Origin of the sequence: Vibrio superstes, assembly GCF_003569005.1 — a bacterium.
In the GTDB taxonomy this organism is placed as follows: Bacteria; Pseudomonadota; Gammaproteobacteria; order Enterobacterales; family Vibrionaceae; genus Vibrio; species Vibrio superstes.
On the sequence record NZ_BCUR01000004.1, the window covers coordinates 1,232,206 to 1,253,273 of the forward strand.

22 protein-coding genes are annotated in these 21,068 nt (G+C 45.4%); 9 read left to right on the forward strand and 13 right to left on the reverse strand.

What is annotated here, in order from left to right; genetic code table 11:
• Genes hisC through hisIE form a run of 6 tightly spaced genes read left to right on the forward strand, consistent with a single transcriptional unit; the run spans nucleotide 1 to nucleotide 4,941 of the window.
• A complete protein-coding gene (hisC, locus tag D5I41_RS13585; RefSeq protein ID WP_119010237.1) occupies nucleotides 1–1,053 on the forward strand; it encodes a histidinol-phosphate transaminase in 1,053 nt (350 codons plus the stop codon).
• 27 nt (nucleotides 1,054–1,080) lie between these two features.
• Complete coding sequence (gene hisB, locus D5I41_RS13590; protein WP_017030327.1) at nucleotides 1,081–2,154, forward strand: bifunctional histidinol-phosphatase/imidazoleglycerol-phosphate dehydratase HisB; 1,074 nt, start codon at nucleotides 1,081–1,083, stop codon at nucleotides 2,152–2,154.
• 3 nt (nucleotides 2,155–2,157) lie between these two features.
• Nucleotides 2,158–2,784: an imidazole glycerol phosphate synthase subunit HisH gene (hisH, locus tag D5I41_RS13595; RefSeq protein ID WP_119010238.1), complete on the forward strand. Its 627-nt coding sequence runs from the start codon at nucleotides 2,158–2,160 to the stop codon at nucleotides 2,782–2,784.
• A gap of 32 nt (nucleotides 2,785–2,816) precedes the next feature.
• Complete coding sequence (gene hisA, locus D5I41_RS13600; protein WP_119010239.1) at nucleotides 2,817–3,554, forward strand: 1-(5-phosphoribosyl)-5-[(5-phosphoribosylamino)methylideneamino]imidazole-4-carboxamide isomerase; 738 nt, start codon at nucleotides 2,817–2,819, stop codon at nucleotides 3,552–3,554.
• Nucleotides 3,536–4,309, forward strand: a complete 774-nt coding sequence (gene hisF / locus D5I41_RS13605; RefSeq protein ID WP_119010240.1) for an imidazole glycerol phosphate synthase subunit HisF — start codon at nucleotides 3,536–3,538, stop codon at nucleotides 4,307–4,309. Before hisA ends, hisF begins: the two co-directional genes overlap by 19 nt.
• Nucleotides 4,306–4,941 carry a bifunctional phosphoribosyl-AMP cyclohydrolase/phosphoribosyl-ATP diphosphatase HisIE gene (gene hisIE, locus D5I41_RS13610; protein ID WP_017030323.1) on the forward strand — a complete coding sequence of 212 codons (636 nt, stop codon included), beginning with the start codon at nucleotides 4,306–4,308 and terminating at the stop codon, nucleotides 4,939–4,941. Before hisF ends, hisIE begins: the two co-directional genes overlap by 4 nt.
• A 45-nt stretch (nucleotides 4,942–4,986) precedes the next feature.
• Here the strand turns inward: hisIE and D5I41_RS13615 are convergent, their stop codons facing one another.
• The 4 genes from D5I41_RS13615 to D5I41_RS13630 form a co-directional block, all read right to left on the reverse strand.
• Nucleotides 4,987–5,481, reverse strand: a complete 495-nt coding sequence (locus D5I41_RS13615; protein ID WP_119010241.1) for a YchJ family protein — start codon at nucleotides 5,479–5,481, stop codon at nucleotides 4,987–4,989.
• A 52-nt stretch (nucleotides 5,482–5,533) separates the two neighbouring features.
• On the reverse strand, nucleotides 5,534–6,304 hold the full coding sequence (locus D5I41_RS13620; protein ID WP_235868919.1) for an EAL and HDOD domain-containing protein: 771 nt from the start codon (nucleotides 6,302–6,304) through the stop codon (nucleotides 5,534–5,536).
• Nucleotides 6,305–6,413: 109 nt separating this feature from the next.
• Nucleotides 6,414–7,133 (reverse strand): UDP-2,3-diacylglucosamine diphosphatase, encoded by a 720-nt coding sequence (gene lpxH / locus D5I41_RS13625; protein WP_119010243.1) that lies wholly within the window; start codon nucleotides 7,131–7,133, stop codon nucleotides 6,414–6,416.
• 63 nt (nucleotides 7,134–7,196) lie between these two features.
• Nucleotides 7,197–7,691 carry a peptidylprolyl isomerase gene (locus D5I41_RS13630; protein ID WP_017030838.1) on the reverse strand — a complete coding sequence of 165 codons (495 nt, stop codon included), beginning with the start codon at nucleotides 7,689–7,691 and terminating at the stop codon, nucleotides 7,197–7,199.
• A gap of 156 nt (nucleotides 7,692–7,847) precedes the next feature.
• Between D5I41_RS13630 and cysS the strand changes: the two genes are divergently transcribed.
• Together cysS and D5I41_RS13640 are read left to right on the forward strand one after the other, a co-directional pair.
• The gene (cysS, locus tag D5I41_RS13635; protein ID WP_119010244.1) at nucleotides 7,848–9,227 is read left to right on the forward strand and encodes a cysteine--tRNA ligase; all 1,380 of its coding nucleotides are present in this window, start codon (nucleotides 7,848–7,850) and stop codon (nucleotides 9,225–9,227) included.
• Nucleotides 9,228–9,308: 81 nt separating this feature from the next.
• Entirely contained in the window at nucleotides 9,309–9,887 is a 579-nt protein-coding gene (locus D5I41_RS13640; protein ID WP_119010245.1) for a thymidine kinase, read from the forward strand.
• Nucleotides 9,888–9,988: 101 nt separating this feature from the next.
• Here the strand turns inward: D5I41_RS13640 and D5I41_RS13645 are convergent, their stop codons facing one another.
• From D5I41_RS13645 to cmoB, 4 genes are all read right to left on the reverse strand, one after another.
• Entirely contained in the window at nucleotides 9,989–10,966 is a 978-nt protein-coding gene (locus D5I41_RS13645) for an alpha-L-glutamate ligase-like protein (RefSeq protein ID WP_119010246.1), read from the reverse strand.
• 4 nt (nucleotides 10,967–10,970) lie between these two features.
• Nucleotides 10,971–12,476 carry an inactive transglutaminase family protein gene (locus tag D5I41_RS13650; RefSeq protein ID WP_119010247.1) on the reverse strand — a complete coding sequence of 502 codons (1,506 nt, stop codon included), beginning with the start codon at nucleotides 12,474–12,476 and terminating at the stop codon, nucleotides 10,971–10,973.
• Nucleotides 12,477–12,508: 32 nt separating this feature from the next.
• A complete protein-coding gene (locus D5I41_RS13655; protein ID WP_119010248.1) occupies nucleotides 12,509–13,261 on the reverse strand; it encodes an ATP-dependent zinc protease family protein in 753 nt (250 codons plus the stop codon).
• Nucleotides 13,262–13,438: 177 nt separating this feature from the next.
• Nucleotides 13,439–14,413 carry a tRNA 5-methoxyuridine(34)/uridine 5-oxyacetic acid(34) synthase CmoB gene (gene cmoB / locus D5I41_RS13660; RefSeq protein WP_119010249.1) on the reverse strand — a complete coding sequence of 325 codons (975 nt, stop codon included), beginning with the start codon at nucleotides 14,411–14,413 and terminating at the stop codon, nucleotides 13,439–13,441.
• 337 nt (nucleotides 14,414–14,750) lie between these two features.
• On the opposite strand from cmoB, the gene D5I41_RS13665 reads away from it, so the two are divergent.
• Nucleotides 14,751–15,656 (forward strand): manganese-dependent inorganic pyrophosphatase, encoded by a 906-nt coding sequence (locus tag D5I41_RS13665; RefSeq protein WP_017030312.1) that lies wholly within the window; start codon nucleotides 14,751–14,753, stop codon nucleotides 15,654–15,656.
• A gap of 151 nt (nucleotides 15,657–15,807) precedes the next feature.
• On the opposite strand, the gene D5I41_RS13670 is transcribed toward D5I41_RS13665, so the two are convergent.
• The 5 genes from D5I41_RS13670 to D5I41_RS13690 are packed head-to-tail and all read right to left on the reverse strand — an operon-like array spanning nucleotide 15,808 to nucleotide 21,061.
• Complete coding sequence (locus D5I41_RS13670) at nucleotides 15,808–16,596, reverse strand: peptide ABC transporter ATP-binding protein (RefSeq protein ID WP_119010250.1); 789 nt, start codon at nucleotides 16,594–16,596, stop codon at nucleotides 15,808–15,810.
• Nucleotides 16,593–17,594 carry a peptide ABC transporter ATP-binding protein gene (locus tag D5I41_RS13675; protein ID WP_119010251.1) on the reverse strand — a complete coding sequence of 334 codons (1,002 nt, stop codon included), beginning with the start codon at nucleotides 17,592–17,594 and terminating at the stop codon, nucleotides 16,593–16,595. Before D5I41_RS13675 ends, D5I41_RS13670 begins: the two co-directional genes overlap by 4 nt.
• On the reverse strand, nucleotides 17,594–18,481 hold the full coding sequence (locus D5I41_RS13680; RefSeq protein WP_119010252.1) for an ABC transporter permease subunit: 888 nt from the start codon (nucleotides 18,479–18,481) through the stop codon (nucleotides 17,594–17,596). Before D5I41_RS13680 ends, D5I41_RS13675 begins: the two co-directional genes overlap by 1 nt.
• Nucleotides 18,468–19,430 (reverse strand): ABC transporter permease, encoded by a 963-nt coding sequence (locus D5I41_RS13685; protein WP_119010253.1) that lies wholly within the window; start codon nucleotides 19,428–19,430, stop codon nucleotides 18,468–18,470. Before D5I41_RS13685 ends, D5I41_RS13680 begins: the two co-directional genes overlap by 14 nt.
• Nucleotides 19,430–21,061 carry an ABC transporter substrate-binding protein gene (locus D5I41_RS13690; protein ID WP_119010254.1) on the reverse strand — a complete coding sequence of 544 codons (1,632 nt, stop codon included), beginning with the start codon at nucleotides 21,059–21,061 and terminating at the stop codon, nucleotides 19,430–19,432. The genes D5I41_RS13685 and D5I41_RS13690 overlap by 1 nt, the downstream gene beginning before the upstream one ends.
• Nucleotides 21,062–21,068: the final 7 nt, after the last annotated feature.

The following is a 21,068-nucleotide window of genomic DNA, read 5'->3' on the forward strand; positions in this document are numbered from 1 at the left end:
ATGGAAAAGTTAGCTCGTAAACAAGTTCAGGCTCTTACTCCGTATCTCTCGGCTCGTCGCATTGGCGGTTCGGGTGATGTATGGCTAAACGCCAATGAATCACCGTTTGATAACGCCTACACGCTTGAGGCTTCTCGCCTAAATCGTTATAGCGAATGTCAGCCTCCACAGTTGATTGAAGCCTATGCCGCTTATGCTGGCGTTACACCACAGCAGGTGTTGACCTCGCGCGGTGCCGATGAGGGCATCGAGCTGCTTATCCGAGCGTTCTGTGAGCCGGGCGAAGACGCAATCCTGTATTGTCCACCTACCTATGGCATGTATGCCATTAGCGCCGAGACGATTGGGGTTGAACGTAAGACAGTACCGCTCACTGAAGAGTGGCAGCTGAACCTTGAATCCATCGAGCAAAACCTCGATGCGGTGAAACTGGTCTTTGTTTGCTCCCCTAATAACCCAACGGGGAACTTAATCAATCGTGAAGATATTGTCTCTCTACTGGAGATGACAAAAGATAAAGCGATTGTCGTGATGGACGAAGCCTATATCGATTTCTGTCCAGAAGCGTCTACGGTTGATCTTCTGAGCCAATATCCTAACCTTGCCATCTTGCGAACCATGTCTAAAGCATTTGCTCTAGCAGGTCTGCGTTGTGGATTTACCTTAGCAAATGAGGAGCTGATTCAGGTTCTACTTAAGGTTATTGCACCTTATCCTGTACCAGTGCCAGTAGCGGATATTGCTTCATCAGCCTTGTCCAAAGAAGGGCTAGAGCGCGCGATCACGCAGATTTCTATCCTAAATGACAGCCGCGCATTCTTAGAGGGTGAGTTACAGTCACTCCCTGATGTGACCGTATTTGCCGGATTTGGTAATTACTTACTGGTGCGCTTTAGCGATGGCGATGCGTTATTTAAAGCCGCTTGGGATGCAGGTATTATCTTGCGTAATTCCCCAATTAAAGACTGTGTGCGTATCAGCATTGGCAGTCGTGAAGAGTGTGAAAAGACGCTGAATTTTATTAAGCAACAATTGGCTCAATTTGCTGCGTAGGACGCCGAATTACAAAAAGGAACAATAATGAGCAACTCCCAAAAGATTTTATTTATCGACCGTGACGGCACCTTAATTGTTGAGCCACCGGTAGATTTTCAAGTAGACCGCCTAGACAAACTCAAGTTTGAACCTTTGGTGATCCCAAGCCTTTTAACCCTGCAAGATGCAGGATACCGCCTGGTTATGGTGACCAACCAAGATGGTTTAGGCACGGATAGCTACCCTCAGGCTGACTTTGATGCACCTCACGACTTGATGATGCACCTTTTTGAATCTCAAGGCGTGCGCTTTGACGATGTACTTATCTGCCCACACTTTGAAGAAGACAACTGTTCTTGCCGTAAGCCAAAGCTTGGTATGGTGAAAGAGTATCTGCAATCAGGCAAGGTGGACTTTAAGACATCGGCTGTGATTGGCGATCGAATGACAGACCTTCAACTGGCTGAAAACATGGCAATACAGGGTATTCAGTACAATCCTGAAACGCTAAATTGGCCTGCTATCGTGAAGATGTTGACCACCAATCCTCGCATTGCTGAAGTCGTACGTACCACCAAGGAAACGGACATTCGTGTTGCGGTAAACCTTGATGAAGCGGGTGGCAATAAGATTGAGACCGGCCTTGGGTTTTTCGACCACATGCTGGATCAAATTGCCACACACGGTGGATTCCAGCTCAAACTGTCTGTTGATGGTGATCTGCACATCGACGATCACCACACCGTTGAAGATACTGCACTGGCGCTAGGCCAAGCTATCAAAGAGGCTTTGGGTGATAAGCGTGGCATCGGCCGCTTCGGCTTTAGCCTGCCAATGGATGAGTGTTTGGCGCAGTGTAGTCTAGACCTTTCTGGTCGTGCTTATCTAAAGTTTGATGCTAAATTTAGCCGCGAAGAGGTGGGTGGTTTCTCAACTGAGATGGTTGTGCACTTCTTCCGCTCTCTTGCTGATGGTATGGCGTGTACGCTGCACCTGTCGTCAACGGGTGATAACGATCACCACATCATCGAGAGCTTGTTTAAAGCATTTGGCCGCACTCTGCGCCAAGCGATCAAGGTTGAAGGTACTGAGCTACCAAGCAGCAAAGGGATGTTGTAAGAGATGAGTGTGGAAAAGCAATCGCAAACCGTTGTGATCATTGATACCGGCTGTGCAAACGTATCTTCAGTGCGCTTCGCCATCGAACGCTTGGGCTTTGATGTATCAGTATCAAAAGATCCAGACATAGTGCTAGGGGCTGACAAGCTGTTTTTGCCAGGTGTTGGAACCGCTAGTGAAGCAATGCAAAACCTTAAACAGCGCAATCTTATTGAGCTGGTTAAGCAGGTAGAAAAACCGATGCTAGGCATCTGTTTAGGTATGCAGCTTCTTGGAAAATTGTCTGAAGAAAAAGGCCAAAAAGCCGATGAGATTGTACCGTGTCTTGGCCTTTGTGAAGGCGAAGTACGCAAGCTAGATAGTAAAGACTTTCCTCTGCCTCACATGGGCTGGAACACGGTTTCGGCGATAGAAGGCCACCCTTTGTTCAAGGGTATTGAATCAGGAGAGTACTTTTACTTTGTGCACAGCTTTGCGATGCCAGTAGGGGATTACACCATCGGTAGTTGTGATTACGGCAATCGCTTTAGTGCAGCAATTCAGAGCGGCAACTACTATGGTGTTCAGTTTCACCCTGAGCGCTCTTCAAAGGCTGGCTCACAACTGATTAAAAACTTTTTAGAGCTGTAAGGCTCTAAATCTTTCGACTTTAGGGACTAGAAGTGATTATTCCAGCATTAGATTTAATTGAAGGTCAGGTAGTCAGATTATACCAAGGTGACTACGGACAAGTAACAGAGTACAAGGTAGACCCTGCTGAGCAGTTCAACCTTTATCATCAAGCGGGTGCTAACTGGCTTCACTTGGTCGACCTAACGGGAGCAAAAGATACCAGTGCGCGTCAGCTTGATCTTATCGGCCGACTTCTGAAAAGCACCCCTGCTAAGATTCAAATCGGTGGCGGTGTTCGTACAGAGCAAGATGTTATTGATTTGCTCAATGCCGGCGCAGAGAGAGTGGTTGTAGGTTCAACTGCCGTTAAGCAGCCAGAGCTAGTCAAGGGTTGGATGGAAAAATACGGCCCTGAACATATTGTGCTAGCGCTGGATGTCAACATAGACAAAGAAGGCAATCGCAAGGTTGCGGTATCAGGATGGCAAGAAGACTCAGGCGTGACTATTGAAGCTCTTATCGAAGACTTTTTAACCGTTGGCTTGAAGCATGTGCTTTGCACTGATATTTCAAAAGATGGCACTTTGACCGGCTCCAATGTAGAGCTGTATGTCGACCTGTGTAAGCTGTATCCACAAGTGCACTTTCAATCTTCTGGTGGTATCGGAAGCTTGGCGGATATTGAAGCACTGAAGGATACCGGCGTGCGTGGTGTCATCGTAGGTCGTGCACTACTAGACGGTAAATTCACAGCAGAGGAGGCTTTTGCATGTTGGCAAAACGTATAATTCCTTGCTTGGATGTCCGAGACGGACAGGTTGTAAAGGGTGTTCAGTTTAGAAACCATGAAATCATTGGTGACATTGTTCCCTTGGCTCAGCGTTATGCCGAAGAGGGTGCTGATGAGTTGGTGTTCTATGATATTACCGCCTCTAGTGATGGGCGTGTAGTAGACAAGAGCTGGGTTGCTCGCGTTGCTGAGGTGATTGATATTCCATTTTGTGTTGCCGGTGGCATAAAGTCCGCAGAAGACGCCTCTCGTATTTTGGAGTTTGGTGCTGATAAGGTATCCATCAATTCTCCAGCATTGGCTAATCCAGAATTGATTACACACTTAGCGGACAAATTTGGCGTGCAGTGTATTGTTGTCGGTATTGATTCTTACTTTGATAAAGAGACGGGTAAGTATCAGGTGTATCAATTCACCGGTGACGAGGCGAGAACCAAAGCGACCCAGTGGGAAACCAAAGATTGGGTGCAAGAGGTGCAAACGCGTGGCGCGGGTGAAATCGTGTTGAACATGATGAACCAAGATGGCGTTCGCAATGGCTACGATGTCACTCAACTGAACATGGTGCGTGAGGTATGTAAGGTACCTTTGATTGCATCAGGCGGCGCTGGCGCGATGGAGCACTTTGCGGAAGCCTTCAATAAAACCAATGTGGATGGTGCCTTAGCCGCTTCAGTATTCCACAAGCAAATCATCAATATTGGTGAATTAAAACAATACCTTAAGACCCAAGCAGTAGAGGTGAGAATATGAGTTTTGCAGCAGCTGAAGTAACCACATTAGCTGAAAGAATTGACTGGGATAAGGTTGATGGCTTAGTGCCTGCCATTGTTCAGGACTTCACTTCTAGCCAAGTATTGATGATGGGCTACATGAACCCAGAGGCATTGCAGAAAACCGGTGAAACCGGAAATGTAACCTTTTTCTCGCGCACTAAGCAGCGTCTGTGGACTAAGGGTGAAACCTCTGGCAATGTACTGCAGCTTAAAAACATCGCGCTAGATTGCGACAATGACACCCTGCTGGTGAAAGTAGCGCCAATTGGTCCTACTTGCCACACTGGCACAACAACCTGCTGGGATGCGGACTCTCAAGAAGAATCGCAAATGGTGTGGCTTCATCAGCTCGAAACTTTATTGGCCGAGCGCAAATCAGCCGATCCTGATTCTTCCTACACCGCTAGCTTATATGCCCGTGGCACCAAGCGTATTTCGCAGAAAGTGGGCGAAGAAGGCGTTGAAGTCGCGCTTGCGGCGACGTCGGGCGATAAGGCGGAACTAGTGTGTGAGTCTGCTGATCTGATTTATCACTTGATCGTGCTACTCCAGGACCAAGGCTTATCGCTAAATGATGTAGTGAACAAGCTTAAAGAACGTCATAAATAGCCGATTCAATCTAAAATGCCATCTCGAAAGAGATGGCATTTTCATTTAACTACCGCAGCATTTTTTATACTTCTTGCCACTACCGCAGACACAAGGGTCATTACGGCCTATTTCTCTCTTCTTCACCGGGAGCGGGTAATCGTACATCTCACCATCAATATAAAACCACTGCTCATTCTCTTTAACGAAGCGTGATTTCTCTGTGAAACTGTATTGGCGTTTTTCTTCGATAAAGTAGGCATTAAAGGTGACGTAACCTTCATTGTCATCTTTACCGAGCTCTGTACTCACTACCTCTAGTTTTTTCCAATCACCATGAATGGACTCAGCAATGGCATCGGCTTCCGCTGCAGCGTTACAGCTGGGATGGTAGGTGTGCACCACAAAGTCCACGAGTCTTAATTCGTGCGCACAATAGCGAGCACGCATTAACTGCTCAGGCGTGAGGGCTTTCTTTGGGTTAGTATGGATAGGCTGGCAGCAGTCTTGGTAAGCCCTTTGGCTATGACAACGGCAAAGGGAAGTGGCTAATTCGCTCATTAAGGCTTCATAATTGAGTTATTTGTCCCAATTATAACACCGTTAACTGAGATTATTTATTGCTGATAGACGAACGATTACCCGCAAAGGCAATAAATTGATGTTGTGGATTTTGCAGTGCTTCATTGGCCGCAATAGTATTCGGTAATTCGTAGACCGTCTCTGAACTCAGCACTTCGTGATTCAAATCTTGATACACCTGCCTATACCAAAGTGGGTAAGACTCATTTAGTACGTGTTTTTCAAACATCTCGGGCATGGCAAGATAATAGCCTTGAAATAGATCAAAGCCTGCATTCAGTGCTTGTAAATACTGGTGTTCATGCTCAATCTTTTCTGCAATAAATCGAATGTTTAAGTGTTTGTTAGCCTGGATAAAAAGGTGGGAATCGAAAAGAGAGTACTGCTTTATATCAATCTTGATAATGGAAATAAATGGGATAACCGGTTCCCACTCTGGAGACGGAATAAAGTCATCCAATGCAATTTGATAACCCTTTGCGTGCAGATCTTTAATGGCTTCGATTAACTCAGTACTTGGAGAATCACCCTCTAATACCTCAATAACGATATTATCGGGTGGTAGATATAACGGTAGACCATTTATTATACAATCATGGCTAAAATTAATATAACCCGTGACATTATTTAGCAGTAAACGTGAATGATCTAATAAAAGATCAACCATTATGGAGCGAGTTGCATAATTGGCGTTAACTTTTGGGTAACGATTTAAATGGCTTTGCCGATACAGCAACTCATAGGCTACTGTATTGCCATTACGGTCAGAAATCGATTGTCGAGCAATATATGAACTATACACAAAAATTATCGGCTATCACAAAAATGTCACATTAGATAATAGACACAAATTATGAATTAAAAATGAATTTTATCTAAAAATGCCTATTTGGTAGTATTAATAAGTCAATTTATAGAGGTTGATTGAATAAATTAAGGTCATCCTTAGTGACTTCGAGGATTGAAGATTCAGTAAACCAGTCCCCAAGAACGATGCGTTGTTTAGTTCCATCGGCATCTAATGGGTGGATATCTTGGCGGTGAGTATGGCCATGAATAAGCCACTTTGCATTGTGACGTTGCATAGCATCAATAACCGCCTGCTGATTCACATCCATAATGTCATAGGATTTGGATTGTTTGTCATCATTGGCATTATTTTGCACCTTTTTAACGAGCTTACGGCGAAAGGATAGGGGAACTCGGTTGTAAATCCACTGCAACCATTTTAGGTGCATCTTCTTACGAAACTCTTGGTATTTAACATCATCAGTGCATAGGGTATCGCCATGCATGATTAAGGTTGGAGTGCCATAGAGGTCGATTAAGGTTTCATCGCCTAAAAGCTTAGCCCCGCTTTTACGCTCAAATCTCTTGCCCACTAAGAAATCGCGATTGCCTTGTACAAAAAAGCATGGCGTTCCTGAGTCTACAAGCGTTCTTATCTCATTGGTTACTGTGTTGTTTAGCGGAGAGTCGTCATCGTCTCCAACCCAGAATTCAAAAAGATCCCCAAGAATATAAACTGCGTCTGAATTCGGTGCTTCTTCACGCATAAAACGTACGAAAGCGTCCGTCATATCGCTGCGATTGGGAGTAAGGTGTAGATCTGAGATAAAGAGAGTGCGCATTAGGAGAGTGTTCCATTGGAGAGAATAAACCGCCCAAGCCGAGCTTGGACGGTTTGAAAGCTATTACTCAGCGATAGTAGTGCCAGTAATAATAACTTCTTCTAAAGGAACATCTTGGTGCATACCCATGCTGCCAGTGCTCACGCCTTTGATCTTGTTTACTACATCCATGCCTTCAGTCACTTTACCGAATACACAGTAACCCCAGCCATTCATGTCTTCTGATTTGAAGTCCAAGAACGTGTTGTTGTTAATGTTGATAAAGAACTGTGAGCTAGCTGAATGCGGTTCCATAGTACGCGCCATTGCGATAGTACCAACAGCGTTGCTTAGACCGTTGTTTGCTTCGTTCTTGATAGTGTCGCGAGTTGGTTTCTCACGCAAGCCAGAAGTCATACCGCCGCCTTGGATCATAAAACCATCGATAACACGGTGGAAAAGAGTGTTGTCGTAAAAACCATCTTTACAATACTGAGCGAAGTTTGCCGCTGTCGCAGGTGCTGCTTCGTGGTTCAGTTCTAGAGTGATGTCACCGTGATTGGTGTGAAGGGTGATCATAAGAGCGTCCTTAACGTTTATTTAGTAGATAAATCGAATCAAATTCTAACCAAACTCTCAGCACAATCAACTGCTATCCGAGTTTTATGTTACTTAACGGGTTATGTGTTGGTATACTAACCGCATTATTGCCACCAAGAAGTAAAAGCTGAAGAAATGCTCAAGATATACAATACACTGACGCGTCAAAAAGAAGAATTCAAACCTATCACTGCCGGTAAAATAGGCATGTATGTCTGTGGAGTGACCATCTATGACTTGTGTCACATTGGACATGGTCGCACTTTTGTTTCTTTTGACGTAGTGTCTCGTTACCTTAGGTATCTTGGTTACGACTTGAACTTTGTACGCAACATTACCGATATTGATGACAAGATCATCAAGCGTGCGGCAGAGAATGGCGAAAGCTGTGAGTCTTTGACAGAGCGCCTTATCGCTGAAATGCATGCTGATTTTGATGCACTCAACATGAAACGCCCTGACGTTGAACCTCGCGCAACAGAATTCATTGATGAGATCATAGTTCTTGTTGAGAAGCTTATCGAGCGCGGCTTTGCATATGTTGCAAGTAATGGCGATGTGATGTTCGAAGTGAGCAAATTTGATGAGTACGGTAAACTGTCAAAGCAAGATCTAGAGCAGCTTCAAGCAGGCGCTCGTGTAGACGTAGAGACAGCGAAACGTAGCCCTCTGGACTTTGTCCTTTGGAAGATGTCAAAACCAGGTGAGCCAACATGGGAATCCCCATGGGGCGCTGGTCGTCCGGGTTGGCACATTGAATGTTCTGCAATGAACTCATCTATTCTAGGCAACCACTTTGACATTCACGGTGGTGGCTCGGATCTACAATTCCCTCACCACGAAAATGAGATTGCGCAATCTTGCTGTGCTCACGGCACCCAGTATGTAAATACTTGGATGCACAGCGGTATGGTTATGGTTGATCAAGAGAAAATGTCTAAGTCTTTAGGCAATTTCTTTACTATCCGTGACGTGTTAGGTCATTACGACTCGGAGACGGTTCGTTACTTCCTAATGTCGGGCCACTACCGCAGCCAGTTAAACTACAGTGAAGATAACCTGAACCAAGCTCGTGCTTCTCTTGAACGTCTATACACTGCACTTCGTGGTCTAGATGCTAGTGCGACACCGGCAGGTGGCGAAGATTACGTGTCTCGCTTTACCGTTGCAATGAATGATGACTTCAATACCCCAGAAGCTTACGCTGTGCTATTTGATATGGCGCGTGAGGTGAACCGTCTGAAGGGTGCTGAGCTAGAAAAAGCGAGCCAACTGGGCGCGCTGATGCGTGAACTAGCGGATGTGATTGGTATTCTTTATCAAGACCCTGAAGCCTTCCTGCAAGGTGATCAAGAAGACGATGAAGTGGCTGAGATTGAAGCTCTGATTAAACTTCGCAATGATTCTCGAGCTTCCAAAGATTGGGCGAACGCCGATCTTGCTCGCGACAAGCTAAATGAGCTGGGTATTATCTTAGAAGATGGTCCTCAAGGTACCACTTGGCGTCGCAAGTAACTCTTAAGCTTTGAATAATTAGGGCTGATACTTATCGGCCCTTTTCTTTATGCAATCTAGAATAATAATAAAGGCTTTAACGTGGCTCAGATGTACTTCTATTACTCAGCGATGAATGCGGGTAAATCCACCACACTTCTACAATCCTCTTTTAACTATCAAGAAAGAGGAATGACCCCACTTATTTTTACGGCAGCACTTGATGATCGCTATGGTGAAGGGAAGGTGACTTCTCGAATTGGCCTTCAGGCTGATGCGCACCTTTTTCACAAAGAGACTGACTTGTTTAAGAAGATGAGTGAGCTCAATGAAGAAACGCAACACCATTGTGTACTAGTCGATGAATGCCAGTTCTTATCGAAAGAGCAGGTATACCAACTGACGGAAATTGTTGATAAGTTACACATCCCAGTACTGTGCTACGGCTTGCGTACCGATTTCTTGGGCGAGTTATTTGAAGGCAGTCTTCATTTGTTGGCGTGGGCGGACAAACTGGTTGAGCTAAAAACTATCTGCCACTGCGGTCGCAAAGCCAACATGGTGATCCGTACTGATGAGCATGGTAACCCTATCGCAGAAGGGGATCAGGTCGCTATTGGCGGTAACGATAAATATGTGTCGGTGTGTCGAGTGCATTATAAAGAAGCGCTAGGACGTTAAGATTAGTAGCGGTGCTAGGGCCTTAGAATCTAGAGCCGCTACAAAAGAGCCCTCATCACTTTTTATAGTGATGAGGGCTTTGTTGTTTCTACAGGTAGATACTATTTTTTCACGTTATCCAAATGTGCTGCAAATTGCTTCGCGGCGTAGGCTACGCGTTCTGCGGGCCTTGGATACTCAGCTGTTTCACCAAGGTTCTCAATGTGTTGCAGTCTTGGCAGTAGGCCTGTGCCGTTAGCGATTTGAATCGCTAAACCCGGACGGGCGTTAAGCTCTAACACCATAGGGCCTTCTTCACTATCAAGTACCATGTCGGTACCCATGTAACCAAGGCCTGTCATTTCCCAAGCGCTTGAAGCCAAGACCAGCAAACGTTCCCAGTGAGGAACCTGCAATTGCATTAGGTCTTTACCTGTATCAGGGTGGTGGGTTACGGGTAAATCGTACTGAACAGCGCGCACGGCTTTGCCTGTCGCTATATCAATGCCCACGCCCACAGCACCTTGGTGCAAGTTAGCTTTTCCGTCAGAGTTAGACGTTGATAGTCGCATCATCGCCATAACAGGGTAGCCTTTAAATACGATGATACGTACATCGGGCACACCCTCGTAGCTGTAACCTTCGAAGCAACTGTCGAACTTAATCAAGTTCTCAACAACGGCAACGTCGTTCTTACCCCCTAAGGAAAACAGACCCGCCAGTGTGTTACTGATATGTCGTTCAACATCTTGCTCGTTAACGGTATCGCCAGACGGTTTAGTGTAAACGCCGTCTTTGTGCGAGATGATGACCAAGATTCCTTTACCACCACTACCCTGAGCAGGTTTGATACAGAATCCAGGCCATTCCTTAACCATTTTATGGATACGTTTCACTTCAGCTTGTTGACCAATGACGCCAATGAGCGCTGGCGTCGTTGCGCCGTGAAGCTCTGCAATTTTTTTGGTTTTTAGCTTGTCATCCACCAGAGGGAATTTACTACGGTCATTGTACTTACCAATGTAACTGTGGTTACGTTGGTTCATGCCCATAATTCCCTTTGAGCGAATCTTAAATGGCGAAGTAAACTGACTCAACATAGGCTTAGTCCTCCGCCAGTGGCTTGAAGCGACGTAGCTCGGTTAAGCGGTATCCAGTGTAGTTACCTAGCATTAGAATCAGTGCCAAGATAATTAGCTGCATGCCAATGAAGTTGAAGGTCAGGTGTTGGATGTACATGTTAGTCATTGCCAAGTAAACCAGTACAGCCGTTAGTAGTGAACCACCACCTTGTAGAACCACTTCCTTAGCGCCTTCCTCTTCCCAAAGAATCGACATACGTTCAATAGTCCAAGATAGGATAATCATAGGGAAGAAGGTGATAGACAGACCTTCGACCAAGCCGATATTAAAGGCTACGATAGTGAAGACTGAAATAATCAAGATTACGGTGATGATTACCGCGGATATCCTGGCCACCAGTAGCAGGTTGAGCTTGGAGAGGTAACTACGTATCACCAAACCTGTACCGACGATGAGTAGGAAACCGACAATACCGGTCACTAGCTGCGTTTGCACAAAGGCAACCGCAATAAGCACTGGCATGAAGGTACCGGAAGTCTTAAGACCGATGATTATTCGCAAGAACACCACGATGAGCGCACCGATAGGAATCAGCATGATGGTTTTAAACATCGATTGCTCTTCTAGAGGCAGGCTGTGAATAGAGAAGTTGAGTAGATCATCAGCATTTACCTTGCTAGCGGTTGCAGCGCGAGGCGTAATGTCCTGAGCAATCATAGAGAACAGCACCTGACTGTTTCTACCACCGGTTACGTCAAGAAGTGACACGTTCGACTCGTCCCAGATAAGCGTGTTTTCACTCTTACCTTGAGTACCTGTCTCAGCATCAAACAACAACCATGCCTTGCCGTCCCATACCTGGACCATAGGATTGATTGACTGACGACGGCGACCATCTTCCAGCTGAATAACACCTACAGTTTTACTCGGTACTTCAGCGTAAGCGAGCAGGGCGGAAAGCGCTTCTTGCTTGGTAAACTGATTAAGCAGTAGGGCAGCGTTTTGGCTGTTGTTATCATTCAGCTTGCGGATGATCTCGCGGGTTAACGTTTCATCGTTAGCACTTCGCTTGGTCGCTTCTTCCACAATGGCTTGAGCCGCTGCTTCTTGAGGCCCATCAAAGGTTGGTGCTTCAATGCCACCTTCAGGTGGAACTGATTCTACCTTGGCCTGCGGATCGACAAGGAATTGAGCTTTGTAATAGATGGTTTGTGGCCCCTCGGCATAGCGGATAGTCCATTCCGCTCGTCGACCAATATCAGAATTTACATAAGCTACGCCATAACCTGGCGATGATGCAGATTCGTCAATGAGTGTGTAGCCGTTTTGAGTTCCTGGTGCTGCAAGAGAAACCGTTACCGGTTCGCCTTGTGCAACTAACTCAACGCGAGCTTCAATGTCCCAAAGCTCTCGGCTTTCACCCGGTGTCCAAGGTACCCCGTAGGAGTCATGGCGCAGCATAGATAATGCGGTGCCAGCAACTATGAGCAGGGCAATAAAAATATAAAAAGGCACTCGTGAAGTCATAACAATCCTTATTATTGAGGCGACCTAATTTGTCACTGCTGTTTTTCTGTTTGAATAAATTCTTTACTTACATCTACTAGGGCAATGTCCTTGATGAACTCTCTGCCTAATAGTACCGGGTGGGTCATGTGAGAGCGGTCAGCCAGGGTGAACTGTGCTTTTTCTCTTACGTCACCTAAATTAATCCACAGTTCAATGACCGCGCGTCGATGCGTTTTAGTTGTATTAGATTGACGAACCTTTGCATAACGAATTAGCGGAGCTTCAATCCATGTTGGTTCAGCATCTTCGGCTTTATCCGTGGATAAGTTAAATTTAACCCATGTATTGCCGTTTCGTTCAAATTCTTGAATATTAATTGCATTCAGTGACGATGTTGCGGCACCTGTATCAATTCTTGCTTCAAACGTTTGATTTATCTGTTCAAATTTGACTGTTTCAATTGAACCTAAAACAACCAAATCGCCATTCGACACCGGGGCCTTAGGTTTAGGTTGTTCTTCTTCTTGCTTAGGAGCAAGTAAAACTCGAGCGTTTTGCTTGGCTAGATTATCAACGCGATTCGACATGATACCTAGCTGGTCTTCTAAACTCTCAATATAGTCATTTTGATTATCAATTGAAAGCTTTAAGCTACTGATCTGATTGGATAAATTCTCTTCAGACGATTTGACTGCTTGCATAGATTCCGTTCTATATTGTCTCGTTTCTTCCTGTGTTGCTTGAGACGTAGCACATCCGGATAAAAGTACCGCTCCGGATAAGGCGACAATATGCTTGAGCATCTTAGACCTATTATTATTTGTACTTAGCGCGAGAATCCGCTTCAACTCGTCAGATTCGTAATGCTAAGTGTAGAACACATATTCCATATTTTCGGTAGTTCAATTAAAAAACATTGATAATTTTCAATGTTTTAACTGATGTTCATTTAGTGAACAAACTTACATCAGTGAATCCAATTAACCCGGATTTTTTGCAATCATTATTGCTCTGCGAGGAGCAGGATACCCTTCGACAGTTTTACTAGGGTCTTCTGGATCAAGGTACTCAGGTAGTGAGTTGTGCTTCATCCATTCCGTTGTTCTTTGTTCGCCTACTGAAGTCGTGTTTTCGTCGACAATTTTTACATCAACCAATCCGCATTTTTCCATCCACACCTTAAGCGCTTTTGCTGAAGGGAAGAAGTACACATTGCGCATCTGAGCGTAACGATCAGCAGGGACTAGCACTGCATTCTCATCACCTTCAATCACTAAAGTCTCTAAGATCAACTCGCCACCAGGAAGAAGTTGATTTTTCAACTGCAGGATATGATCAAGAGGAGAACGTCTATGATAGAGCACACCCATACTGAAGACTGTATCGAAGGCTCTTAGTTCAGGTAGTTGTTCAATTCCAAGTGGAAGAAGATGAATTCGCTGGTCATTGTTCATCAACTTACGCACAGCTTCAAACTGCACAAGGAAAAGATGTGATGGATCTATCCCTACGCACAATCTTGCACCCGCTCCCAGCATTCTCCACATGTGGTAACCATTGCCACAGCCTACATCCAACACAGAACGGTTTTTCAAAGGGGTGATGTGTGGAAGTAAACGATCCCACTTCCAGTCTGATCGCCATTCGGTATCAATGTGGATATCGTGCAGGGTAAATGGGCCTTTACGCCACGGGTGGAAAGTTTTTAGAAGACTTTCTAGTTTCTTCTTTTCACCGTCAATGAGGGGATGAGAGTTAGAAACATTGACCTCGTACTGCAACTCGATGTTGTCCGGCGTTAGTGCAGGTATCTTATTGAGAGCTCGTAACCAGCGGTCAAAATCACCGTGCTCGGCGCTTTGCCAGTCAGCAAGCTGTTTAGGTAGGGTCTCTAGCCACGGCTGTAGGCGCGTGTCCTGAGCGATTAATTGATAAAAATTGGCAAAATTAAACATGCAATTCAACTTGTTACTGAACATTGATTTGAGCGTGCGAAACGATACACTGCATCAATTAAAATTGATAGTTTTTATCCCGCATTCGTGTCAAATCTAGGTTAAATGACGGTTGTTTGTGCCCTTGTTAACAGCCATTGAAAAATGCTTAGAGCGGATGTTGAGTAAAGCCCCTAAAACACGCAAGGTTTTCACATAGCACTAACGCACTCTTAAGCTAGGCAGATAACGGTTTAACCCAAGTAGATAACTAGAAACTTGAAACTGATTGGGTATAATGTTCGCACTATAACGTCTAATAGTAGACGTAACATTGGATAACATTATAGGAACAGTGATGATTTTAGTTGTTGGTCATAAAAACCCAGATAGCGATAGTATTTGTTCAGCGTTAGCTGCTACTGAACTTCTTAAGGCTCGTGGCCTAGACGCTAAGCCAATTCGTCAAGGAGAAATTAACCGCGAGACTCAGCACATTCTTAATGTAGCGGGTCTAGAGCAACCAGAATTTCGTGATTCAGTTGCGGGTGAAAAAGTTTGGCTAGTTGACTACAGCGACCTAGCTCAAGCACCTGATGACGTAAACGAAGCAGAAATCGTAGGTATCGTTGATCACCACCGTTTGGGTGACGTGATGACAATCAACCCACTTGAAGCGTGGATCTGGCCTGTAGGCTGTTCTTGTACGGTTCTTTTCAACATGTTCAAGATTGAGGGTGCAGAGATTGCTCCAGCAATCGCTAAGCTAATGATGTCAGCTATCCTATCTGACACAGTAGGTTTCGCTTCTCCAACATGTACTCAAAAAGATAAAGATGCAGTTCAAGAGCTAGCTCAAATTGCAGGTGTTGACGACATTGATGCATTCATCAAAGCGCTTTTGATTGCTAAGACAGACATCGAAGGCCTATCTCCAGCACAACTGGTAGAAAAAGACCTTAAAGCATACCCATTTAATGGTCGTGATGTTGTTGTTGGTCAGATTGAGCTTGCAACCCTTGAGCAAGTTGATGGTCAAATCGAAGCTCTTGAGCAAGACCTTGTGCGTCGCTGTGACGAACAAGGTTTAGCGTTTGCAGCAGTTATGCTAACAGACATCACTTCAGCAACAACTCGCCTACTTTACAAAGGTGAGTGGGCTGAGAAGCTAGACAAGCACGCAGATAACGGCGTTCTTATGATGGAAAATACGCTAAGCCGCAAGAAGCAAGGCTGGCCTTGGCTACAAGCTGAGCTAGTGTAGTACCAATCGTAGTCAATGACTGGTCATCCTAGCTTGTTAAAACGCTATTTCTGACCACTTACTGTGATTGGTATAATCTGCGCGTTACAGCCAAATAGTAAGGGCAGGGTGAGTGATCATCCTGCCTTTTTTCGTTGTGGGAGCTAAATGGTTACTTAGAGTAGTTTGGTGCCTTGTAAAAGTGGTTATCAACCAGCTTCTGGGTAATGGCGTGTTGGGGATCAGATAATACCTTTTGCGTATCACCCGCTTCCACCACTTTACCGTGAGACATCACCATTACCTTATCTGAGATGTGCTTAACGATACCAATTTGTTGAGATACATAGATAAATGACAAGCCCATTTCATCTTGCAGTTCTAACAAGAGGTTAATGATCTGCGATCTCATTGCCATATCTAGACCATTTAGCGCCTCATCAGCAATGATGATCGAGGGCTGAAGTATCAGTGCCCTTGCAATACAGACCCTTTGTTTTTGTCCTGCAGCCAACATTTGTGGATAGAAATACGCATGCTCAGGCAGCAAACCCACACGTTTTAGCGTTTCAATTACGCGTCGCTTACGTGCCTCTGGTGGCATAGCGGTATTTCTTTTTAGCGGGCCTTCAAGGATTCGACCAATTTGAATACGTGGATTCAAGGAGGAATTGGGGTCTTGGAAGATCACGCGTATCAACTTACAGCGAGTCGCATAGTCTTTGTGTTCTAGCTTTTCGCCGTTAACAAAGATCTCGCCTGAACTTGGTTCAATGACCCCTGCTAGCATTTTGGCCAAAGTTGATTTTCCAGAAGAGTTTTGTCCAATTAGTGCCAATGTCTGACCGGGCTCTAGAGTAAAATTGACCGGCTTTACCGCATCAAAGTACTGCTTTCTAAATAGCCCATAGCGGTTGACGAAGGTTTTACTTAGGTCCTTAACCTCTAGTAACGAGCTCATTCACTCACCTTAGCTTTGGTGTTGAGAGGGAAATGACAATTGTACTTATGGCCTTTTTCTTTTTTAGAGTAGGGCGCCTTCACGCATTTGTGTTGTGCATAGGGACAACGTGGCCCTAATCGACAACCGATCGGCAAGTGCTGAAGCGGCGGGATGCTTCCCGGTAGAGATTGCAATTTTTGTTTATGCGGAAGCCAGCCACTAAAGTCGGGTAGGGCTTCAAGAAGCGCTTGGGTGTAGGGGTGTTTTGGCGCCGCCATCAACTTATCTGTTGGCGCAGACTCAACACTTTGCCCACAATACATCACGGTGATCTTCTTAGCCCACTGAGTAATAGCTGCAAGATCGTGCCCGATAAGTAAAATTGTGGTGTTGTTTACCTGATTCATTCTACTCAACAGTCGCAAAATTTGCGTCTGAGTGATGGGATCAAGGTCGTTTGTAGGCTCATCAGCGATTAAGATCTTTGGCTTGGCGGCAATCGCCATCGCAATCATTACCTTTTGGCACTCACCGTCAGTGAGCTCATAGGGATAACTGTGCATAATGCGAGTGTGCGCTTTAATGCCCACTTTATGAAGCAGTGCAATAGAGGTTTTCTTACGCCAACCCCAACGTTGCCACCATTTTCCTTCGAAAGTTCGAGAGGGAATAGACTCGGCAAGCTGTCGGCCTACGCGCTCGCTCGGATCTAAGCAGGTGGATGGCTCTTGGAAAATCATCGCAATCTCGCGCGCGATAACCTTTCGTCGCTCTTTTGGCTTGAGTGCCAAAAGGTCAACTTCACCGAGGCGCATTCGGTCTGCGGTAATCTTCCAGTTTTCTTTTTCCAGCCCAACAATGGCCTTTGCTAGCAGGCTTTTACCTGAGCCTGATTCGCCCACTAGTCCACGAATCTCCCCTTCATTGATGGTTAAGCTCATGCGGTCAACCGCTTTAACCATTCCCTGAGGGGTATCAATCTCTATAGTGACGTGTCTAAAATCCAATACAGGCATTACTCAACTCCTGCATTAAGGGCGTCACGAACCCCTTCACCAACAAGGTTAATGGTAATTACGCTATACATGATGGCAAGTCCAGGAAGGACCACTGTCCACGGAGCCAGATAGATAAGTTCAACGGAATCTCCCAAGATAGCTCCCCATTCTGGACTTGGTGCTTGAGCGCCAAGGCCAAGAAAACCGAGAGCAGTAATGTCGAGTAGCGCAATGGTTAAGGCGAAGGTAAATTCTGCAGCAATAGGTGCTAGTACGTTAGGTAATATAGAAACAGTGAGTAGGTACCACTTGTCAGCGCCATCAAGTTTGGCTGACATGATGTAGTCTTTCTCGACTTCCGCATGAATGGTTTGGTAGACACTACGAATAAACCTGGGGATCAAGGCAAGACAAATGGCCATCATTATCGATGTCATGCCTGTGCCTAGAAACGCCACAAAGATAAGTGCAAGTAGCAACGAAGGAATCGACATTACCGTATCGAGTAGGTGATTCAGAATGCTCGATAATAAACCCTTAGTCATACCCGCTAGCGCGCCAATAATACAACCAATAAACGCGGCAATTAAGGTAATGAAGATCGCTGAACCAATGGTGATCTGTGAGCCAATTAGCAGGCGAGATAGTATGTCACGGCCTAGATCGTCTGTTCCCAAGAAATAATCAATACTGCCTTCTTTAGCCCATGAGGGTGGCTGTAGCAGTACTGAAGATTGTGCAAGGGGATCATGCGGTGAAATCAACGGAGAAATCAGGGTGATAAATAGAATAACACCGAGATTCCATAGCCCAAACATCGCTAGGTTGTTGCTACGAAAATGGCGCCAAAAGCGTTCGCGTTGAGTGGGTATACTCTCTTCGAGGTAGACACTAGTATTTAGCATACCATTCCTTCCTTGCTAATGGATTAATCAAGGTACCGACTAGCTCTGACAGGATCTGCGTTGCCAGTACAAAAGTCGCCACAACCATAACGCCTGCTTGAATAGAAACGTAATCACGGTTACTTACTGCATCAAGCAGCCAACGTCCAATCCCTGGCCAGTTAAAAATAGACTCGGTAATGATGGCGAACGTCAGCATACTCGAGAGTTGCACGCCGATAAGTGGGATGATTGGTGGAATAGCGTTACGTAATACGTGCTCAAAAATGATCTCAACCTTTGAAAGGCCTTTAATTTTGGCCACTCGGATGTAGTTTTTACCAATCACATCCGCTACAGAAGCGCGCATCAGTCTTATAAAGTGGGTGGTAGGCGCAAGCGCTAGTACTAAAGCCGGCAAGATCAGATGCATCACCACACTTGTAAAGGCTTCTTCTCTATTAGGGCTATCACTGAGCCACGCGTCTACCATCGCAAAACCTGTGATCTGCGGGATATCGTACAGCAGGTTGTAGCGACCTGATATTGGCAACCATTCAAGGCGCAATGAGAAAAGCATTACCAATAACAAGGCTACCCAAAACAGCGGCGCAGAGTACCCTGCCATAGAGAAGAATGAGATCAGTCTATCTGCCCATTTGTTCTGGCGCATTCCTGCAAGTGTACCTAAGGGAAGGCCGATGCACAGCGCGAGAATAAAGGCAAAGAAACACAGTTCAAGCGTTGCGGTAAACACCACCTTAACCTCGTCAAAAACGGGAGTACCTTGAGCTGTAGTACCGAAATCTAGCTGACTGATCTCTTGAAGGTACAGGGTCCATCCTTGCCAAAAATCAGAAATAGCCCAAGGTGAGGTTGGGTCTAATCGAAGAATACTGTAGCCGACTACGGTTAAAATCATTAGGGTAATGACGAATAGATTGAAACGTCGAATGGCGTATATAAACACTATTTGCTCCTCTCAACGTTTTCAAAGCTCAGGGTATTAAATGGGCTAGCATCGAACCCTTGCAGTGACTTATGCTTGGCTTGAAATTGCATACCATGCGCTATCGGTATAATAGGCACTTCTTCGTTCAATAAATTTTGTGCTTGGCGATATAAGTTAAAGCGATGACGCTTTTGCGTGGTTTCTTTAGCGATATCAATCAAGGCATCGAAGTCTGGATTACACCAAGAAGCAATATTCAGACCCGCTCTGTCTGCTCCGCAGGAGAGCAAAGGACGAAAGAAGTTATCTGGGTCACTGGTGTCGGCATTCCAACCGGTTAAGATCATGTCGGCTTCTGCAACACTTTGAAAGGTTGAGCGCGATAAACGTTCATCAAGAAAGATGTTTAGCTTTACACCAATATCGGCAAAGTTTGACTGCAGAAGTTCTGCGACTTTTCTCGGACTTGGGTTATAGGCTGTAGGCTCTAACGCAACCCACAAAGACAGTTCCAGGCCTGTGCCATAACCTGCCTCACGAATCAGTGCTCGTGCGTAATTGCGATCGTAGCGTACCTGGCTAGAGTCTTGTTGATAAGCCCATGATTCTGGTGGCAGTATCGAATACGCTGACGAGCCATATCCGTAGTAGACTGAGTCGATAATCGCGTCACGGTTGATGGCTAGGTTTAGCGCCTTTCGCACTCGGGCATCGTTAAGTGCAGGGTTTAGCGTGCGAAGCGCTATAAAGGCGACGTTCATGCTTGGGTATGCCTGTAACACTAAATCAGGATGTGCTTGAATGGTTGGGATCTGGCTAGAACGAGGCGAGAATAAAACATCACACTCACTACGCAAAAGTTTTGCTAAGGTACCTGTGCCACGGGAGGTAATGTCGAGTACGACTTGCTCCATTTTAGCCGGGGTTCCCCAGAAGTCAGGGTTACGACGTAAACGTATATAATCGTTAACGCTAAATTGGTCTAGATAAAACGGCCCTGTGCCTACTGGAAGCTGATCAAGGTTTTGCTTTTGATCTTTTGCCAGTAATTGGTTGGCATATTCAGATGAATGTATGCTCGAGTAGGTCGTGGAAAGGTTGGTTAAGAACGTATTATCGGGTTTAAAAAGCTCAAATTGAACCGTATGTTCATCAACAGCCTTAACCTCTTTTAAGATACGCTTGAAGCCAATTGCCTCAAACCAAGGGTAGGTGCCACCACTGACATAGTGAAACGGATGACTGCTGTCGATGATTCGTTCAAAGGTAAATACCACATCTTGTGCGCTGAGCTTACGGGTAGGGGTGAACCAGTCAGTCGTTTGAAAAGAGACGTCGTGGCGCAGATTAAACTGATACACAGTTCCTGATTCATCCACAGTCCAACTGGTGGCTAGCATAGGCTCTAGCTCCAAGTCTTTGTTGGATAAATGCACTAAGGTATTAAAGATCTGTGGACCCAAGGCTTCTGCAGCAATGTCGTTGTCGACCAATTGAGGGTTAAAAGAACTGGGTGTTCCTTGACCACAAAATATGAATCCATCTTGTTTGATCTGATCGGAGACTTCGATATCACCACAACCGGATACAATGAGGGTGCACATACCCACAAATCCGAGTTGAAGTGTTCTCCAGATGTTCGCCTTCATATATTAA